Raw genomic sequence first — 14132 nt, 5'->3', positions numbered from 1 at the left:
TCGCTACGATGCGCTACGTCACGTTACTTAATGTCTCTGAAATACGAGACATAAGTAACGACGAGCGCAAAGTCCCTTTCAAAAATGATGAATACCTTGCTTCCGGGACTTCGAGTTTCCGAAAGGCATGTAAATCAATCATCAGAGACAACAAAATCTAGAAATCCCTGTGAAAACCTATTGCGGCAAAGCAATTGCTATAGTTTCTTGATGGCAGAACTCACTATATAGCGGCTGCAAAATATAATTAGTCCATCGACATAATAAGCAATATGTGAATCGGTTAGTAACGTCCGGTATAAAGTTTTAGTTCATTACCGTTTCATTGCATCTATCACACGTTTTACCTCTTCCTCATCCAACTCTACAATGTCCGCAATAGATGCAATACTATCACCCCGTTCATGTAACTTTTGAATCGTTCGTTCCCTTGTTTTGGCTGTTCCCGTTTCTTCACCTTTCCTTAAGCCTTCTTCCTTTCCCTCTAGGTAGCGCTGACGATATTCATATTCTAATGTCATATAGTCCAACCTCCATCTCTCGTTTTGGCGGGCCGAACACACTGCTTCCTCCAGCTCCTCTGTAAATTTGTCCGACGCACCTTTTCCATCAATATAATCCAAAATCCGTTTCATTTCGGGACTCACATCGTCCATTGTTCCCTTTGTACTTAAGATTATCTTAACTGCGTCATCGTCTAATGTCAATGCCTAGTTTCCGTTACATCTATACGATAAAAACCAGCCATTTCTCACCACATCATCCGATATCTTCTCGGTGTCAATCCTTCTATCTTCTTAAATGCCCGATTAAAATAATTGGGATCCGATATCCCACACTTCTCCCCGATCATCTCCACTGACAGATCCGTAAATCGCAGCAGCTGCTTTGCACGCGTAATACGAATCTGCAGCAAATACGAATTCACCGTAACACCATAGGTCTGCTTAAACAGCTTCGTCAAATAATACTTATTGATGTAAAAACGTTGCGACAAATCATCTAATGTCACCTTATCCTCATAATGCGATTCCAAATATTCTTTTACAAGATGAATACTTTCCTGCTTTGCTCCGCCAATCTCCTGCTCCGGATGATATGTTTCCTCCATTAACAATGTCAAAAAATTCTGCAGATACCCATTAATCCGCATATCACGAATATAATCTTCCGAATCTGCTACGCGATATACCGCATCAATCACATCCATATATTGATCGATCCGGTTAGAAGGAAAAACATTTTCTCCGCCTCGGGATAAATACTTATCATAAATAGTGGCTGCCATACTGCCATTAAAATGCATCCATTTTAGAGACCACGGAGCATCCTTAGAACTTCTATGGTAATACGGATGTCTGCAATCAATAAACACACAGTCCCCCACAGAAAGCGAATATTTTTGTCCGCGAAACTGCAATTCTCCCCGACCATTCTTTACGACAAAAAACAAGAAAGAGTCCAACGATTCTCTATGACTTTGATGTGGCTTTAATGCCTGCAGCGAACCAACCTCTTGCAAATATAACAGTGCTTCTTTTGCAAATAGAGTCGGTGTATAGATAATGCGGTCTGAACGCACTGCACGATCCGTGAAATAGCCCATTTCCTCTATGCTCATACCGCACCTTCTCTCTATCACATTGCAAGCTCCATAATTCTACAAATGCTTTAGTTCAGCACAACACCCTTGCGCAGCATAAAGTTGCCATATTGCCGTTCCTCGCCCGTCTGTATAATTGCGTAGGCTTTCTTGGCATGCTCATAAAATTCAAACCGCTCATATTCTCCGAGCTGCACCTCGAATCCCTCAATCTCACTGGAACGAGCACGAACCTCTTCCCACATCGTCGGTATCAGCATTCCTTTATCTATATCCGACTGCACCAGGCTCATCACCATGATCGGAGCCTCTACATACGTGTCTAACGGCATAACTTTCACAATAGCTTCCACCATCTCCGGTGCACTAATACAAGGGTACTGAATAACACGCTTTCCCATCGCTTCTGCCGGAAAATGTGCATCTGCGATGACAATTTCGTCATCATGTCCCATCTCGCATAGTATTTTCAACATCTCTGGGGTCAGCACTTTCGGAATTCCTTTTAGCATCGTTTAACTCCTCCCTTATTCCCAGATAAACTCCGTATCCCAAACATCAACGCCACTATCCTGGAATATGCTATATAATCTCTGGTGTAGCTGTTCTCTCGTAACGCCCTTCTTCATGATCACCTGTAAGAAACCGCCACCACCTGCGCCGGAAATAAACTGTCCATCCACCAGATCTTCACAAGCAAGAAATATCTGATCAATGCACGTATTCGTCGATCCCGCATCAAGCTGCTTGCTAAGTTCCCAATGCTCATTCAAAAGTGCCGCAAACCGATCCACATTACCACGTTCCAACTCAAATTGCATCAATGCCGCTGTCCGCTGCATTTGATCCAACGCATCGGTAGATTCCTTACGCCCACCGATATATCCACCAACAACATCCCGCAACAAATTTCTCGCCAAACGTCTCTGTCCGGTATAGATCAGCGCAAATCGCTCCTGCAGCTCCTTCTTGGTTGCCTCACTCAGTACCACATTTTCTACTTGAATCACCTGATTGATCCCAGGTTCTGTCGTAATCATCTTAACTCCCGCTGTCACGCCACCGACTTGATCCTGCCAGCCGCCACCGGTACTCATGATCTGCTCCATGCAAAGCACAATATCATAAAGCTCTGCATCTTGTACTTCCTGTCCAAAAAATTCAAAGATCGCCTTCACACAAGCCCCCGATAGAATGGAACTTGTGCCAAGTCCAGACCCCTTAGGCACACCGATCACCTGCGTCGACAAATAAAATCCGCCGCCCAGCTTCTCCAATATATCCGTCAATTCATAATGACCTTCGATCGGAATAATGCCACATGCGATCAATGCTGCTTTATGAAGGGCAAAGAAATCATAAGGATTATGGCAATCCTGAATCTCCTCTACCGTCTTTGCAACACCACTTACACCAATGTCCTGACTCTCAAACTGTACCTCCAGCTCGGGAATTCGATGCATCGTCACCTGAATCGGATAATTACCTTTCAGCTTAATCGCCGCATTTAATACAACACCACCCTTTTCGTTACAATGTGGTGGTGTATCCGTCCAACCGCCGCCCCAATTCACACGAACCGGAAGCGAAACATGCACTTCCTCCTTCGCAATATGAAAATCATCAAAATCCGGAATCTTATCTTTGCCATTTTCGTAGATCACGCGCTGGATCTCATCAAAGCATTTGCTCTCTAACGCATCATACTGTGCTCCTGCAAAGCTTTGGCGATGATTTCTCATATATCTGGACAACGCATAATAAATGCGAATCTTCTCCGAAAATGCACTATGCTCTGCGCGCTCCATCAACAACTGATATTGCGCCTCGTTAATTCCTGCATCACCAAAGACACGCAATGCATCCTCGTAATACTCTCCCTGCATCAATCGATCCACGAAACAGGTCACAAGCACCTGGTTCTCAATGCTCCGTTTCCACGGAACAATAGCGCGTACATCCGCTGCATTAAAACTGCTGCACAAACTCAGTCTCTTTGACTCCAACCAACTCTTCACATCATCCGCTTCGCTGTTCCTGCCACAATACGGCATAAACGCATCGCACTTGCAACACTGGCAGCACGATCTGCCTCTACCGTATAGAGATCAGCAAACCACAAATAACGCTCCTGTCCATTCCATATTTGCTCCGGCAAAATGTCGTACGCCGCCAATATATTTTGTATCGGTATCCCCATCCATAGGCTATTCTTCTCATAGGTTCCCTTTGGATTATCCTCCGCACCATACACCCTCGTCACAAAAGTGCCATCCGAGAGTGCCAACGTGTGAAACACCATATTTTCCGGCAATGTCACATTCTCAATGCCGGCATTCGAAATGATCGTACCGGCTCCAACGACCGTATTCGGTCCAATATAACTATCCTCTATATAGGATCCCTGTCCTATCACGGCATCTGACGCAATGTAGGCATTATTCGTCGCATATTCGTCCGCATCCTGCATATTCGTCAAAACACGCTTCTGCCAGCCAAGGAATTCATAATCATCCACGCCAACCGTCACAAGCTCTCTAAGCTCTCTCGTAGTTCCAAAATGAATAAACTCCGCCGGAGACAGACAGATCAGCTTCATTGAGAAAGCATGCAGTGCCTCCCAGATCTGATTACGACACTCTGTCAGTTCTTCGCAAAAGCTCCCCTCCGGAGTCTCCCGCTGAAAATCATCCAACGTCGCTTCGCCAGCTAACGGATACAAAAAGTCCGCATAGAAACTTACTCTCGCAGTCTCATTCACAAACTTATGAAACTTCTCTTCACAGACGACGCCATCTGTGCTGATCAGACCAAACAACGCATTCAGTAGTTCAGCATCTAACACCACTGCACCGGTATCAATATCAACCGCATCATTCTCATTCACCGCACCGGCTGCTCGAAGTGTCTCCACCGACTGTTTCTGCAGGCAGCGTGCTACCTGGTCGTGACCGTCATTTAAGAAAACACCGTGATTTTTGCCTGTCTCAACATCTTCCTTGATCGAAATCGCTGCCGCACCGTGATACTGTAGATCGATCTGCAACGGGTTAAATAAAAGCAGCACATCTCCCGATAGAACAACCATTCCATCTGGGAAACGTCCTGCTAAAGAAGTCATCCCTATTATAAATTCATCAAATAATGTCGATGGTCTGCCATTTGGCAGCTCCCGCGGCACCGGTGAAAACAACTTGCCACAAGCCGAATACTGTGGAACACGCTTACTGTCTCCTCCGGAGTGGATCACCAAGATCCGCTTGCCCCGGAAATGATTCTCCCCTGCATCTCCATCCTGCTCAGCAATATACTTCAATACATTAAAAGTTGCTCCACCAGATCCAACACGCTTACCATCCGGATCCGGTAACACCTTATAAACTGTCTTCTCCGGCAGCAAGCCTAACGTCAACCGATCTAAAATCTGCTGCTCATAGGCTAACGCCTGCTCCTCATTGGAAGCTGTTAATATCACATAATCCCATGTGATATAACTGGATTTGCGCAAACTGCGCTGATACTCGTCCCACGAATCGAGGTAACTCTGGGCGAGGAATAGTTTTTTAAGTTTTCTTTTGGTCATTGGTATGTGCTCCTTGGGGTATTAATCTTTTTTATAATGCTTTTTTTCTTAATCATGTTTTTATAAAAGTCTTCAACCCATTCATGTATCTGCACCATCTCTTCTTTATTTTTCTGTGCATCCTCTGACGTACAATTCGACATTAATTTTTCTCGCAAATATTCTCGCATACCTTGCTTAATATCTTCCGGATTCTGTTTGTATATTTTTTCTTTGTTTGCTTCACAATAAATGGCCAATAACTCTTCTACTCCTTGATAATCCATAATCACGTATTCTCCGGTTCTGGTTCTCCTTTTTTTCTTGTGGTTTCTAGTTCTTATTCTGAGGTTCTCTCCAAAATTCCCAGCTTTTCCAATAGTTCTATTCCAAGGTTCCGTGATAATTAGCCCCACGTTTAAGAGACGGGTCTTTGTAACGTTGTCATTATCGTTCTTATTCCATCTTCAAACTTCCATTGTGCATTCCATCCGATACCTTTTAACCTGCATATATCAGGGTTTACGTTTACAATCCCTGTTGCAGGGTATGGCACTGTTCCATAGTGCAACTCGCTTTTACTATGTGTAACAGCTATCATCTTTTCAATAAATACTTTTAATGGAGCCGAATATCCTGAGCCAAAATTATAAACTCCTTCGGAATTATCTGATTCTATAAGCATACAAAGAGCTTTAACTGCATCGTCGATATACAGAAAATCCCACATTTGGATGCATTTCGTCAAATCACAAGGCTCGTTAGAAATCATTTTCCTCAATATAGAAATCACCAAAGTACCTGCATAATCATTGGGTCCATATAAGCTGAAAAACCTTGGTTCTACCAAAACACAATTATGATTCTGGCAGTAATCTTTTGCATACTCATAAAATGCTAACTTATATTTTCCGTATTCCGTGTTAGGCTGTGGATCAACATTCTCCGTTAACTTTTCCTGTTTAGTCCACAATCCATATTCAGCTTGAGACCCAGCTGTAATAAATTTGTTGCATTCAAGGTGTATCATTGCCTGTAAAAAATCGACATTATATTGCAGATTTGTCTTTTGGAGTTTCTGATTGCTCCGATCCTTCCCACGAGTTCCGTTCCATGCTGTTGCAACAGCGACATCAACTTTTCCGTCTATCAAAATGTCCAACGTACGATAATCACACATATCACACTTTACAATTGTAAGCAAATCACTTTTATTTAAGACACTTAATTTTTTGCAATCATTTCTGACAATTGCAATTACTTCGTGCCCCTGCCCTAATAATTCATTCGCAAGAGCTGACCCAATCATGCTAGTTGCTCCGGATATAGCAATTTTCATCCATCTATTCTCCCTTCAGCATTTTAATCATTTCCATTTTCAAACCTTCTGCATCAATACCAAAATAATGGTATAAATATCCTGCATGAGCCATTGCTACAAACTTATCAGGAACTCCACACACCTTGAATCTTGTGGATAAATTATTCTCGGCAATTACCAGCGATACCATACTACCAAGCCCTCCATAAATATTGTGATCCTGTGCAACAATAACGTTTCCCGTTTTTGTTGCTTCATAAATTGCATTTTTATCGATCGGCTTGATTGAATACATATCAATAACCCGAACTTTCTTTCTAGTTTCTTCACGAATGCGCTTTGCAGCGGCTACCGCATACTGAACTATAACACCCGAACAGAGGAAAGCTCCGTCATCGCCATCCATTACCAATGTGGAACCACCTGCACATACATCAACATCCTCATCATAAATATTTTCCGTCGGTTCTACACTACTACGAATATACATGGGACCATTATATTTCAACGAATAGTCCAATAAATTTTTAGCCTGATTGGCATCACTCACTTCAAATACCGCAATGTTAGGAATAGATGTCATAATACCGCAGTCCTCAATTGCCCAGTGCGTTGCACCTGAAATTCCTCCAGATACACCAGCATACACACCAATCATACGAACATTGTGATTTCCATAAGCCACATCGGTTCGGCATTGCTCACATGCACGCATAGTTAAGAATGGTGCCATTGAGAACACATAGGGAATAAATCCTTCGCATGCCAAACCAGTGCCAAAGGAAATCATATTCTGCTCTGCTATGCCCGTATTAAATGCCCTATGAGGATTTTCTTCGACAAAATTCTTATTTCTACAAGTTCCAGATAAATCTGCATTGACAACAACAACTTTGTCATTTTTCTTACCCAGTTTACTCATGTATTCGCCAATTATATTACGGAGAAAGCTTTTATTTTCACTCATATATTCCACCTTCTATCATATGCTTCATAAAGGGATTCAACAGATTCTTTTAGCTGTTCATCAGTAATTTTTCCAGCATGCCAACGCACTTCATTCTGCATATATTCAACACCGCACCCCTTAATTGTATGTGCAACAATTACTGTCGGCACATCAAAAGTTACTGGCGGAAGCTGATCAAAACACCTCTTAATTTCTGAAATGTTGTTCCCATCGATTTCAACCACATTCCATCCGAACGCTCTATACTTCGCGGCAATGTCTCCTAATCCGGTTACATCTTCAATCGAACCATCAGCTTCTAATCCATTAAAATCGACAATAGCAACTAAATTTCCCAAATTATATTTTACTGCATTTAACGCAGCCTCCCAAATGGATCCTTCCGACTGCTCTCCATCTCCCATAATCGTGTAAACACGGCTAGTATTATTTCCTTTAAGACGCAACCCTGCTGCAATTCCACAAGCTATGGGCATACCATGACCTAAGCTTCCAGTAGAAACCTCAACAAAGGGGTTCACTAGATTGCAGGAGTGCATCGAAAAACGCCCCTGATCTGTTGCATATTCGTTGATAACATCTTCAGTTGTAAAGCAGCCAATAGCAGCTTGATTAAAACTTGTAACAGCCGATGCATGTCCTTTCGATAATACAAAACGATCCCTGCTCTCATCCTGAGGATTTCGTGGATTATAATTCATCTGATATTGCCATAGAACAGTCATAATATCCGCAATAGATAAATCTCCACCAATATGAATTACTTCCTTGTTACACAGTTTCAATAGATTCACACGAATCTCCAAAGCAGCCTTTTCCATCTCTTGAATGGTTGTTATTCTCATGCTATCACCTCCTGTATGTTACGGTGAGCAATGCAAGGTTCAAGATGCCATGCGACACTCTGATAATTCTCTAAACTCTAAAAATCTCTTCCTAGTTCATGTCATTACTGATTCACTGCCTCAATGATTATCTTGGCCATATAGTCAATCATCTCATCAGTCATACCAGGATATACTCCAACCCAAAATGTATTATTCATAATGAAATCAGTGTTGGTTAAATCGCCAGAAACACGATACGCATCCGTACCACGAATCTGATCAAAGCATGGATGTTTAATGAGATTACCACTAAATAACAATCTTGTCTGCACATTATGATTTTCAACATAATGTGTTATCGCATTACGATTTAATCCACAATCTGGTTTTACAGAGATCAAAAACCCAAACCATGATGGATGACTGTTTTCTGCCGGTTCAGGAAGAATCAACTTATCTGAAACAGGTTCCAATGCAGCATGTAAACGATCCCAATTATGACGACGGCGTTCAATAAATGATGGGAACTTCTTTAATTGTTCACAACCAATCGCTGCCTGCATATCCGTAACTTTCAAATTATATCCGAAATGGCTATATACATATTTATGATCGTATCCTTTCGGAAGCTCTCCATACTGTCCATCAAAACGATGTCCGCAAAAATTATCTTGACCAGACGGGCAAATACAATCACGTCCCCAATCTCTAAACGACAATATTAATCGATTTAATTTTGAATCATTCGTATATACGCAACCACCCTCACCCATTGTCATGTGGTGTGGCGGATAAAAACTGGATGTACCTATATCTCCCCATGTACCTGTAAAACGCGTCTCACCATTAATAGTATACTTTGTTCCTAATGCATCACAGTTATCTTCAACAAGCCATAAATTATGTTCATCACAAAATGCTTTAACTGCCGACAAATCGAAAGGATTACCAAGTGTATGTGCAATCATGACAGCTTTTGTCTTTGGAGATAATGCTTCTTCCAATTTAGTAACATCAATATTATATTGTGGCACTGTAACATCGACAAACACAGGAACCGCACCATACTGAATTGCAGGAGTAACCGTAGTCGGAAATCCACATGCAACTGTAATAATCTCATCACCTTTCTTAATCTGACGATCACCTAACTCCGGTGCTGTTAGTGCCATAAATGCAATGAGATTTGCAGAAGATCCACTATTAACAAGATGAGCATGTTTTACTCCGATCCATTCTGCAAATTCTCTTTCAAAGCGATCTGCAAATCGTCCGGTAGTCAACCAAAAATCAAGTGTTGCGTCTGTCAAGGCACACATTTCCTTTTCATCGAACACTCGAGCTGCATATGTTATTCTATCTCCTTCCTGAAAAGTCTTTTTATTTTCTTTAAAGTCATGATAATATTCTGTTACCAATGCCTTAATCTGCTCACGTGCTTCTTCTTCATTCTTCCAAGTAGCCATTTATCTCTCCTCCATAAATTCTTTTATTTCTTTGTTCATTTCCGCAGCTACATTTCCACTCGCCAACCATACCTTACTAAAACGACAGGTCATTTCCATACATTCTTCCATATGCCAGCAAGGCTTCCAGCCAAATGTCGACTTTACTTTACTGCAATCAAGTTTCAAGAAATTAGCTTCATGTGGTGCATTATCTTCCGCCTGATTTTCCCATTTTGCTTCTTGTCCCCAACATTTACAAAAAAGATCCACTAACTCACCTGTGGTAACACAATCACAATCATCCGGTCCCACATTGTAATAGCCCTGATACGTTATATCTTCATACTGTTTTTGAGCAATCATAAGATAAACAGCAAGAGGTTCTAACACATGCTGATATGGCCGAGTTGAATATGGATTTCGAACCCCTATCACCTGTCCTTTTTCCATTGCACGAACGCAGTCTGGAATGATTCGATCATTTGCAAAATCACCTCCACCAATAACATTTCCCGCACGTGCCGTAGATATTGCAACACTATTATCTGCAAAAAAACTATTCTTGTAACTATGTGTTACTAGCTCAGAACAACTTTTACTATTAGAATACGGATCAAATCCATCCAGCGGTTCATTCTCTCGGTATCCCCATTCCCATTCATTATTATGATACACTTTGTCCGTTGTGACATTTAACACACTCTTTACGGAATGCGATTGACGAACGCATTCTAAAATGTTTACAGTTCCCATAACATTTGTATCATATGTATATCGCGGATCTTTGTAACTATCGCGTACAATAGGCTGTGCCGCTAAATGAAAAACTATTTCTGGCTGTGCCTCGTCAAACGCTGCCTTAAGTGCGTCATAGTTTCTGATGTCACCAATTATTGAGTGAATTTCCTCTGAAATCCCGGATATATCAAATAATGAAGGGGTTGTTGGTGGATTTGTCGAATAACCGGTTACTATCGCCCCGGCATTTACTAAAATCTTACAAAGCCATGTACCCTTAAATCCTGTATGACCGGTAACAAACACCTTTTTTCCTTTATAAAAAGAAAAATCAATTCGTTTATTCATCAATCAATCCTCCCATTTTTTCCATGGTGCCACTCCCTTAGAGAGTAATTTTTCTAATTCATCCATCTCACGTTTATTATCCATACACTGCCAAAATCCTCTATGCATATAAGACATTAACTGACCTTCCCCGGCAAGTCTTTCTAAAGGCTCGCGTTCAAATACTGTCTGATCCCCCTCAATATAATTGAAAACTTCTGGTTCAAGAACCATGTATCCCGCATTGATTGGTGCCTCGTCAATCTGACTCTTTTCTCGAAACGATTTAACTGCATTGTCTCCACCAATATCAAGGATTCCTTTTTGTTGCTCCAACATAACTGCTGTTAATGTGGCAACCTTTTCATGTGCTTTATGAAACTCTACCAACTTCTTAATATCCACATCACATACACCATCACCATAAGTCATCATAAAAGTTTCATTTCCTATATATGGCTGAATACGTTTAATTCTTCCTCCTGTCATAGTATGAAGTCCTGTATCAACAACTGTCACCTTCCATGGCTCACAATGCTGTTGGTGAATCGTCATTTCATTCTTGCCATTTGTAAAATCAAATGTAATGTCACTATTATGAAGGAAGTAATCTGCAAACCACTCTTTAATCACATGCTGTTTATAGCCTGCACAAATTATAAATTCATTAAAGCCATAATAAGAATATTCCTTCATAATATGCCATAAGATTGGCTGTCCACCAATTTCTACCATCGGTTTTGGTTTAAACTGCGACTCTTCTGAAATTCGGGTTCCAAAACCACCAGCTAATAACACTACTTTCATTATATTCAGTCCTCCAAATTCATGATTAGATTATATAGCAATCCAGCTTTCCGGATAATAATTGCCGTTAATATAGTTTTCCTTTGTATTTTCGTCAACAAAATTTCTTGGGCATATCACCTTTTTATCGGAAGAATCATTCAAATATCCACCCCAAAAAGAAAATGTCGAATTAGCTATAATATTCCCACCAGAGCACTTTGTCATGAGATACATGTCAATTGCTGCACTGTTACCGCCATCCATGTAAATCACATTTCTATTATTAAATAAACCCAATCCTTTTACCTTTTCTATGTCATCAGAAAAAACAAGATAAATGCAATTAGTATCATCAAAATAGCCTAATGCCTTTTTATAATAATCCAATTTCAAATTAAGAGAAGAAAGCACCAAATAATCAGTAAGCCTAAAGTGAACACTTACCGGCTGTAATCCCTTAAGATCCAATCTTCTAAAAATTGAGTCACCGTCATTTACTATTCCCTGTCTAAACGAGAATTCTGCTTTGACCCTATTTTCCACACTTTTCCAATCCTGATATGTTCCAAAACCATCTATCACATCGTAATTATTTGAGTCCTTAAGTATCAATAATGTTTTATCACAATGTACCGCACCGGAAAGGTCCTTAAATTGCTTAAAATTATAATAGCTTTTCTTTATAAATTCATATACTATTCTGTCTTTATAATATTTGAATTTAGAAAAATATGTCATTTTCATGCTATTTTTCCAATTAGAAGAATCTATTCGTTTGATACGTTTTGTCAAGGCTCGGATAAGTGAATTTCTACTCTCAATTAATTTAATTCCAGAACAGTTAAAGACATCTAAAAATTGGTAACCTCTTCTGAAATTTTTTAATTCGTTATAAAAGACCAATTCTTGATCGTTTACTTCCGATAAATACATGAGATTCGCCAATGTTGTCATCTGCGCTCCTAGCTGGTCACCATGTGCAATTCTACTGTTTGTTAACATTTAGGTTCTCCTTTTACTAATGATTTTTACAAAAACTTCTTGGATAGTTTCTTCTCTTAAAATTACCAGTATTGCAATATAAACGACAGCACCAACTGCAATTTTTACTGCTAAAGTAACAAATAAATGTGTAAAATTTAACCTATATATAGTAATAAACATTATTATTGCTGCAATAGTTGCTTTCCAGTCCATTTGTATAATATTCCTTAAGCTAATTATTTCCCGGCTGAACATTAAAACTACCCAAAATAAAACACCAGAAGAAACAACCGAAGCTACAGATACCCCCACTGATTGAAACCTCTCAACCATAAAAAAATTTAGTATAACATTCAAGAGCGCGCCTACACTAATTGCTATATTATACTGATTCTGTTTAGCATTAGATATTAGGCATTGTTGTCCAATATAATTAGCCAAAATACTCATCAAAACGTTAAAAGCTAAAATTTTTAGTAAGACAGCACTTTTTTCATATCCCAAACCAAAAAACACGGGGACAAATTCATCTGATATGCAAATAATGCCCACTGTCACTGCAATTGCAACAACTGATGCATAACGCAACGTTTTAAACATAATTTTTTTTGATTTATCTTTGCTAGCATTATTATTCAAATATGTAACTCTTGGCAATACAACGTTGCTGATTGAATTAATCACGGACCCACATAAAGTGCATATTTTTGATGCCTGTTCATATACACCGACTTCATAACTATTGGCAAATGCCCCCAATACCGTCTTATCAGCCGAAGTAAATATTGTATTTACAATTCCTGGAACAAAATAAATAAAGGATTTTATTGTATGTTTTAATATATTCTTAAAAGACACCTTAGATGAAATAATATATTTTTTTTACTATTGGTAAAACTACGATATAGCTTATAACATTCGAAGCTTGCATAATGACAGCATAAATCAGAAAATCTTTTTCTGATTTAACTAAGAAAATAATCAAAAAAACATTTACTAATCTAACTGCAATATTCCTTAATGCGGTGGCCTTAAAATTCTCCATTCCCGTTAGAAACCATGTCGAGTCTATTCCTGTGGAAATAATATTTAAAATCATAATTGCACACAAAATCTTATTATCACTGGAAAGCCACACAAATGATATTGTATAAGCAATAATACATATTACCATAAGAAAAATCTTCGCAATCATTATTTCCTTAAATATAGTACTTATATAGTTTTTATCGCCTCTATTTGCGGATACCTGTAGCATTCCATAAAGAGAAAATCCTAACGCCTCTATTAAAACAAAATAGGAACTATTTGCCAAAGCATATGAATAGTCTCCAACAAGTTCTGCCGATAATACACGTGCAACATATGGCGATAATATCAGGGGAACAATAAACGAGACGATCTGATTTAATATATTATAAAAAATATTAATAGAAATCTTTTTCTCCTGCATTAGCTAATCTCCTATAATTATATCTGCCATACGATTTACATACGAGTCGATTGAAAAATTGCTTTTATATAAATCACTTTGCAAATATCTGTTTATATTGCTAATAATTT

Annotated in this window: 15 protein-coding genes; all 15 read right to left on the bottom strand. The window is 39.5% G+C overall.

Features of this window, described 5'->3' with window-relative positions; all coding sequences use genetic code 11:
- Positions 1 to 314 precede the first annotated feature (314 nt).
- The 15 genes from DW981_RS12790 to DW981_RS12725 all read right to left on the bottom strand — a co-directional run bounded on the left by DW981_RS12790 (position 315) and on the right by DW981_RS12725 (position 14022).
- Positions 315 to 707: a hypothetical protein gene (locus DW981_RS12790; protein WP_147352648.1), complete on the bottom strand. Its 393-nt coding sequence runs from the start codon at positions 705 to 707 to the stop codon at positions 315 to 317.
- Between the two features lie 44 nt (positions 708 to 751).
- On the bottom strand, positions 752 to 1621 hold the full coding sequence (locus tag DW981_RS12785) for an AraC family transcriptional regulator (protein WP_243034759.1): 870 nt from the start codon (positions 1619 to 1621) through the stop codon (positions 752 to 754).
- Positions 1622 to 1671: 50 nt separating this feature from the next.
- A complete protein-coding gene (locus DW981_RS12780; protein ID WP_118507999.1) occupies positions 1672 to 2115 on the bottom strand; it encodes an RbsD/FucU domain-containing protein in 444 nt (147 codons plus the stop codon).
- A gap of 15 nt (positions 2116 to 2130) precedes the next feature.
- Positions 2131 to 3621: a fucokinase gene (locus DW981_RS15770; protein ID WP_243034758.1), complete on the bottom strand. Its 1491-nt coding sequence runs from the start codon at positions 3619 to 3621 to the stop codon at positions 2131 to 2133.
- Positions 3618 to 5186: an L-fucokinase gene (locus tag DW981_RS15765; protein WP_243034757.1), complete on the bottom strand. Its 1569-nt coding sequence runs from the start codon at positions 5184 to 5186 to the stop codon at positions 3618 to 3620. The genes DW981_RS15770 and DW981_RS15765 overlap by 4 nt, the downstream gene beginning before the upstream one ends.
- A complete protein-coding gene (locus tag DW981_RS12770) occupies positions 5183 to 5452 on the bottom strand; it encodes a hypothetical protein (protein ID WP_118507998.1) in 270 nt (89 codons plus the stop codon). Before DW981_RS12770 ends, DW981_RS15765 begins: the two co-directional genes overlap by 4 nt.
- A 131-nt stretch (positions 5453 to 5583) precedes the next feature.
- Positions 5584 to 6504 carry an NAD(P)-dependent oxidoreductase gene (locus DW981_RS12765; RefSeq protein ID WP_118507997.1) on the bottom strand — a complete coding sequence of 307 codons (921 nt, stop codon included), beginning with the start codon at positions 6502 to 6504 and terminating at the stop codon, positions 5584 to 5586.
- A gap of 4 nt (positions 6505 to 6508) precedes the next feature.
- A complete protein-coding gene (locus DW981_RS12760; RefSeq protein WP_118507996.1) occupies positions 6509 to 7453 on the bottom strand; it encodes a transketolase C-terminal domain-containing protein in 945 nt (314 codons plus the stop codon).
- A complete protein-coding gene (locus DW981_RS12755) occupies positions 7450 to 8301 on the bottom strand; it encodes a transketolase (protein WP_118507995.1) in 852 nt (283 codons plus the stop codon). Before DW981_RS12755 ends, DW981_RS12760 begins: the two co-directional genes overlap by 4 nt.
- 104 nt (positions 8302 to 8405) lie before the next feature.
- Positions 8406 to 9749 carry a lipopolysaccharide biosynthesis protein RfbH gene (rfbH, locus tag DW981_RS12750; protein WP_118507994.1) on the bottom strand — a complete coding sequence of 448 codons (1344 nt, stop codon included), beginning with the start codon at positions 9747 to 9749 and terminating at the stop codon, positions 8406 to 8408.
- On the bottom strand, positions 9750 to 10817 hold the full coding sequence (gene rfbG / locus DW981_RS12745; RefSeq protein ID WP_118507993.1) for a CDP-glucose 4,6-dehydratase: 1068 nt from the start codon (positions 10815 to 10817) through the stop codon (positions 9750 to 9752).
- Between the two features lie 3 nt (positions 10818 to 10820).
- Positions 10821 to 11603, bottom strand: coding sequence for a glucose-1-phosphate cytidylyltransferase (rfbF, locus tag DW981_RS12740; RefSeq protein WP_118507992.1), 783 nt, complete (start codon positions 11601 to 11603; stop codon positions 10821 to 10823).
- A 30-nt stretch (positions 11604 to 11633) separates the two neighbouring features.
- A complete protein-coding gene (locus DW981_RS12735) occupies positions 11634 to 12587 on the bottom strand; it encodes an alpha-1,2-fucosyltransferase (RefSeq protein ID WP_118507991.1) in 954 nt (317 codons plus the stop codon).
- Positions 12588 to 13427, bottom strand: a complete 840-nt coding sequence (locus DW981_RS12730; protein ID WP_182434281.1) for an oligosaccharide flippase family protein — start codon at positions 13425 to 13427, stop codon at positions 12588 to 12590.
- A 1-nt stretch (position 13428) separates the two neighbouring features.
- Positions 13429 to 14022 carry an oligosaccharide flippase family protein gene (locus DW981_RS12725; RefSeq protein ID WP_118507989.1) on the bottom strand — a complete coding sequence of 198 codons (594 nt, stop codon included), beginning with the start codon at positions 14020 to 14022 and terminating at the stop codon, positions 13429 to 13431.
- Positions 14023 to 14132: the final 110 nt, after the last annotated feature.

Origin of the sequence: Clostridium sp. AM49-4BH, assembly GCF_003478335.1 — a bacterium.
Lineage (GTDB): Bacteria > Bacillota > Clostridia > Lachnospirales > Lachnospiraceae > Butyribacter.
The sequence above is the reverse complement of the archived record's forward strand: the minus strand, read 5'-3'. Positions and strand labels throughout refer to the sequence as shown.

What these genes read in the sequence shown, in the direction of transcription:
- DW981_RS15765 (WP_243034757.1), bottom strand. Translation starts at nt 5,186, where the DNA reads ATGACCAAAAGAAAACTTAAAAAACTATTCCTCGCCCAGAGTTACCTC.
- DW981_RS12765 (WP_118507997.1), bottom strand. Translation starts at nt 6,504, where the DNA reads ATGAAAATTGCTATATCCGGAGCAACTAGCATGATTGGGTCAGCTCTT.
- DW981_RS12735 (WP_118507991.1), bottom strand. Translation starts at nt 12,587, where the DNA reads ATGTTAACAAACAGTAGAATTGCACATGGTGACCAGCTAGGAGCGCAG.
- DW981_RS12785 (WP_243034759.1), bottom strand. Translation starts at nt 1,621, where the DNA reads ATGAGCATAGAGGAAATGGGCTATTTCACGGATCGTGCAGTGCGTTCA.
- DW981_RS12760 (WP_118507996.1), bottom strand. Translation starts at nt 7,453, where the DNA reads ATGAGTGAAAATAAAAGCTTTCTCCGTAATATAATTGGCGAATACATG.
- DW981_RS12755 (WP_118507995.1), bottom strand. Translation starts at nt 8,301, where the DNA reads ATGAGAATAACAACCATTCAAGAGATGGAAAAGGCTGCTTTGGAGATT.
- rfbG (WP_118507993.1), bottom strand. Translation starts at nt 10,817, where the DNA reads ATGAATAAACGAATTGATTTTTCTTTTTATAAAGGAAAAAAGGTGTTT.
- rfbH (WP_118507994.1), bottom strand. Translation starts at nt 9,749, where the DNA reads ATGGCTACTTGGAAGAATGAAGAAGAAGCACGTGAGCAGATTAAGGCA.
- DW981_RS12770 (WP_118507998.1), bottom strand. Translation starts at nt 5,452, where the DNA reads ATGGATTATCAAGGAGTAGAAGAGTTATTGGCCATTTATTGTGAAGCA.
- DW981_RS12780 (WP_118507999.1), bottom strand. Translation starts at nt 2,115, where the DNA reads ATGCTAAAAGGAATTCCGAAAGTGCTGACCCCAGAGATGTTGAAAATA.
- rfbF (WP_118507992.1), bottom strand. Translation starts at nt 11,603, where the DNA reads ATGAAAGTAGTGTTATTAGCTGGTGGTTTTGGAACCCGAATTTCAGAA.
- DW981_RS12725 (WP_118507989.1), bottom strand. Translation starts at nt 14,022, where the DNA reads ATGCAGGAGAAAAAGATTTCTATTAATATTTTTTATAATATATTAAAT.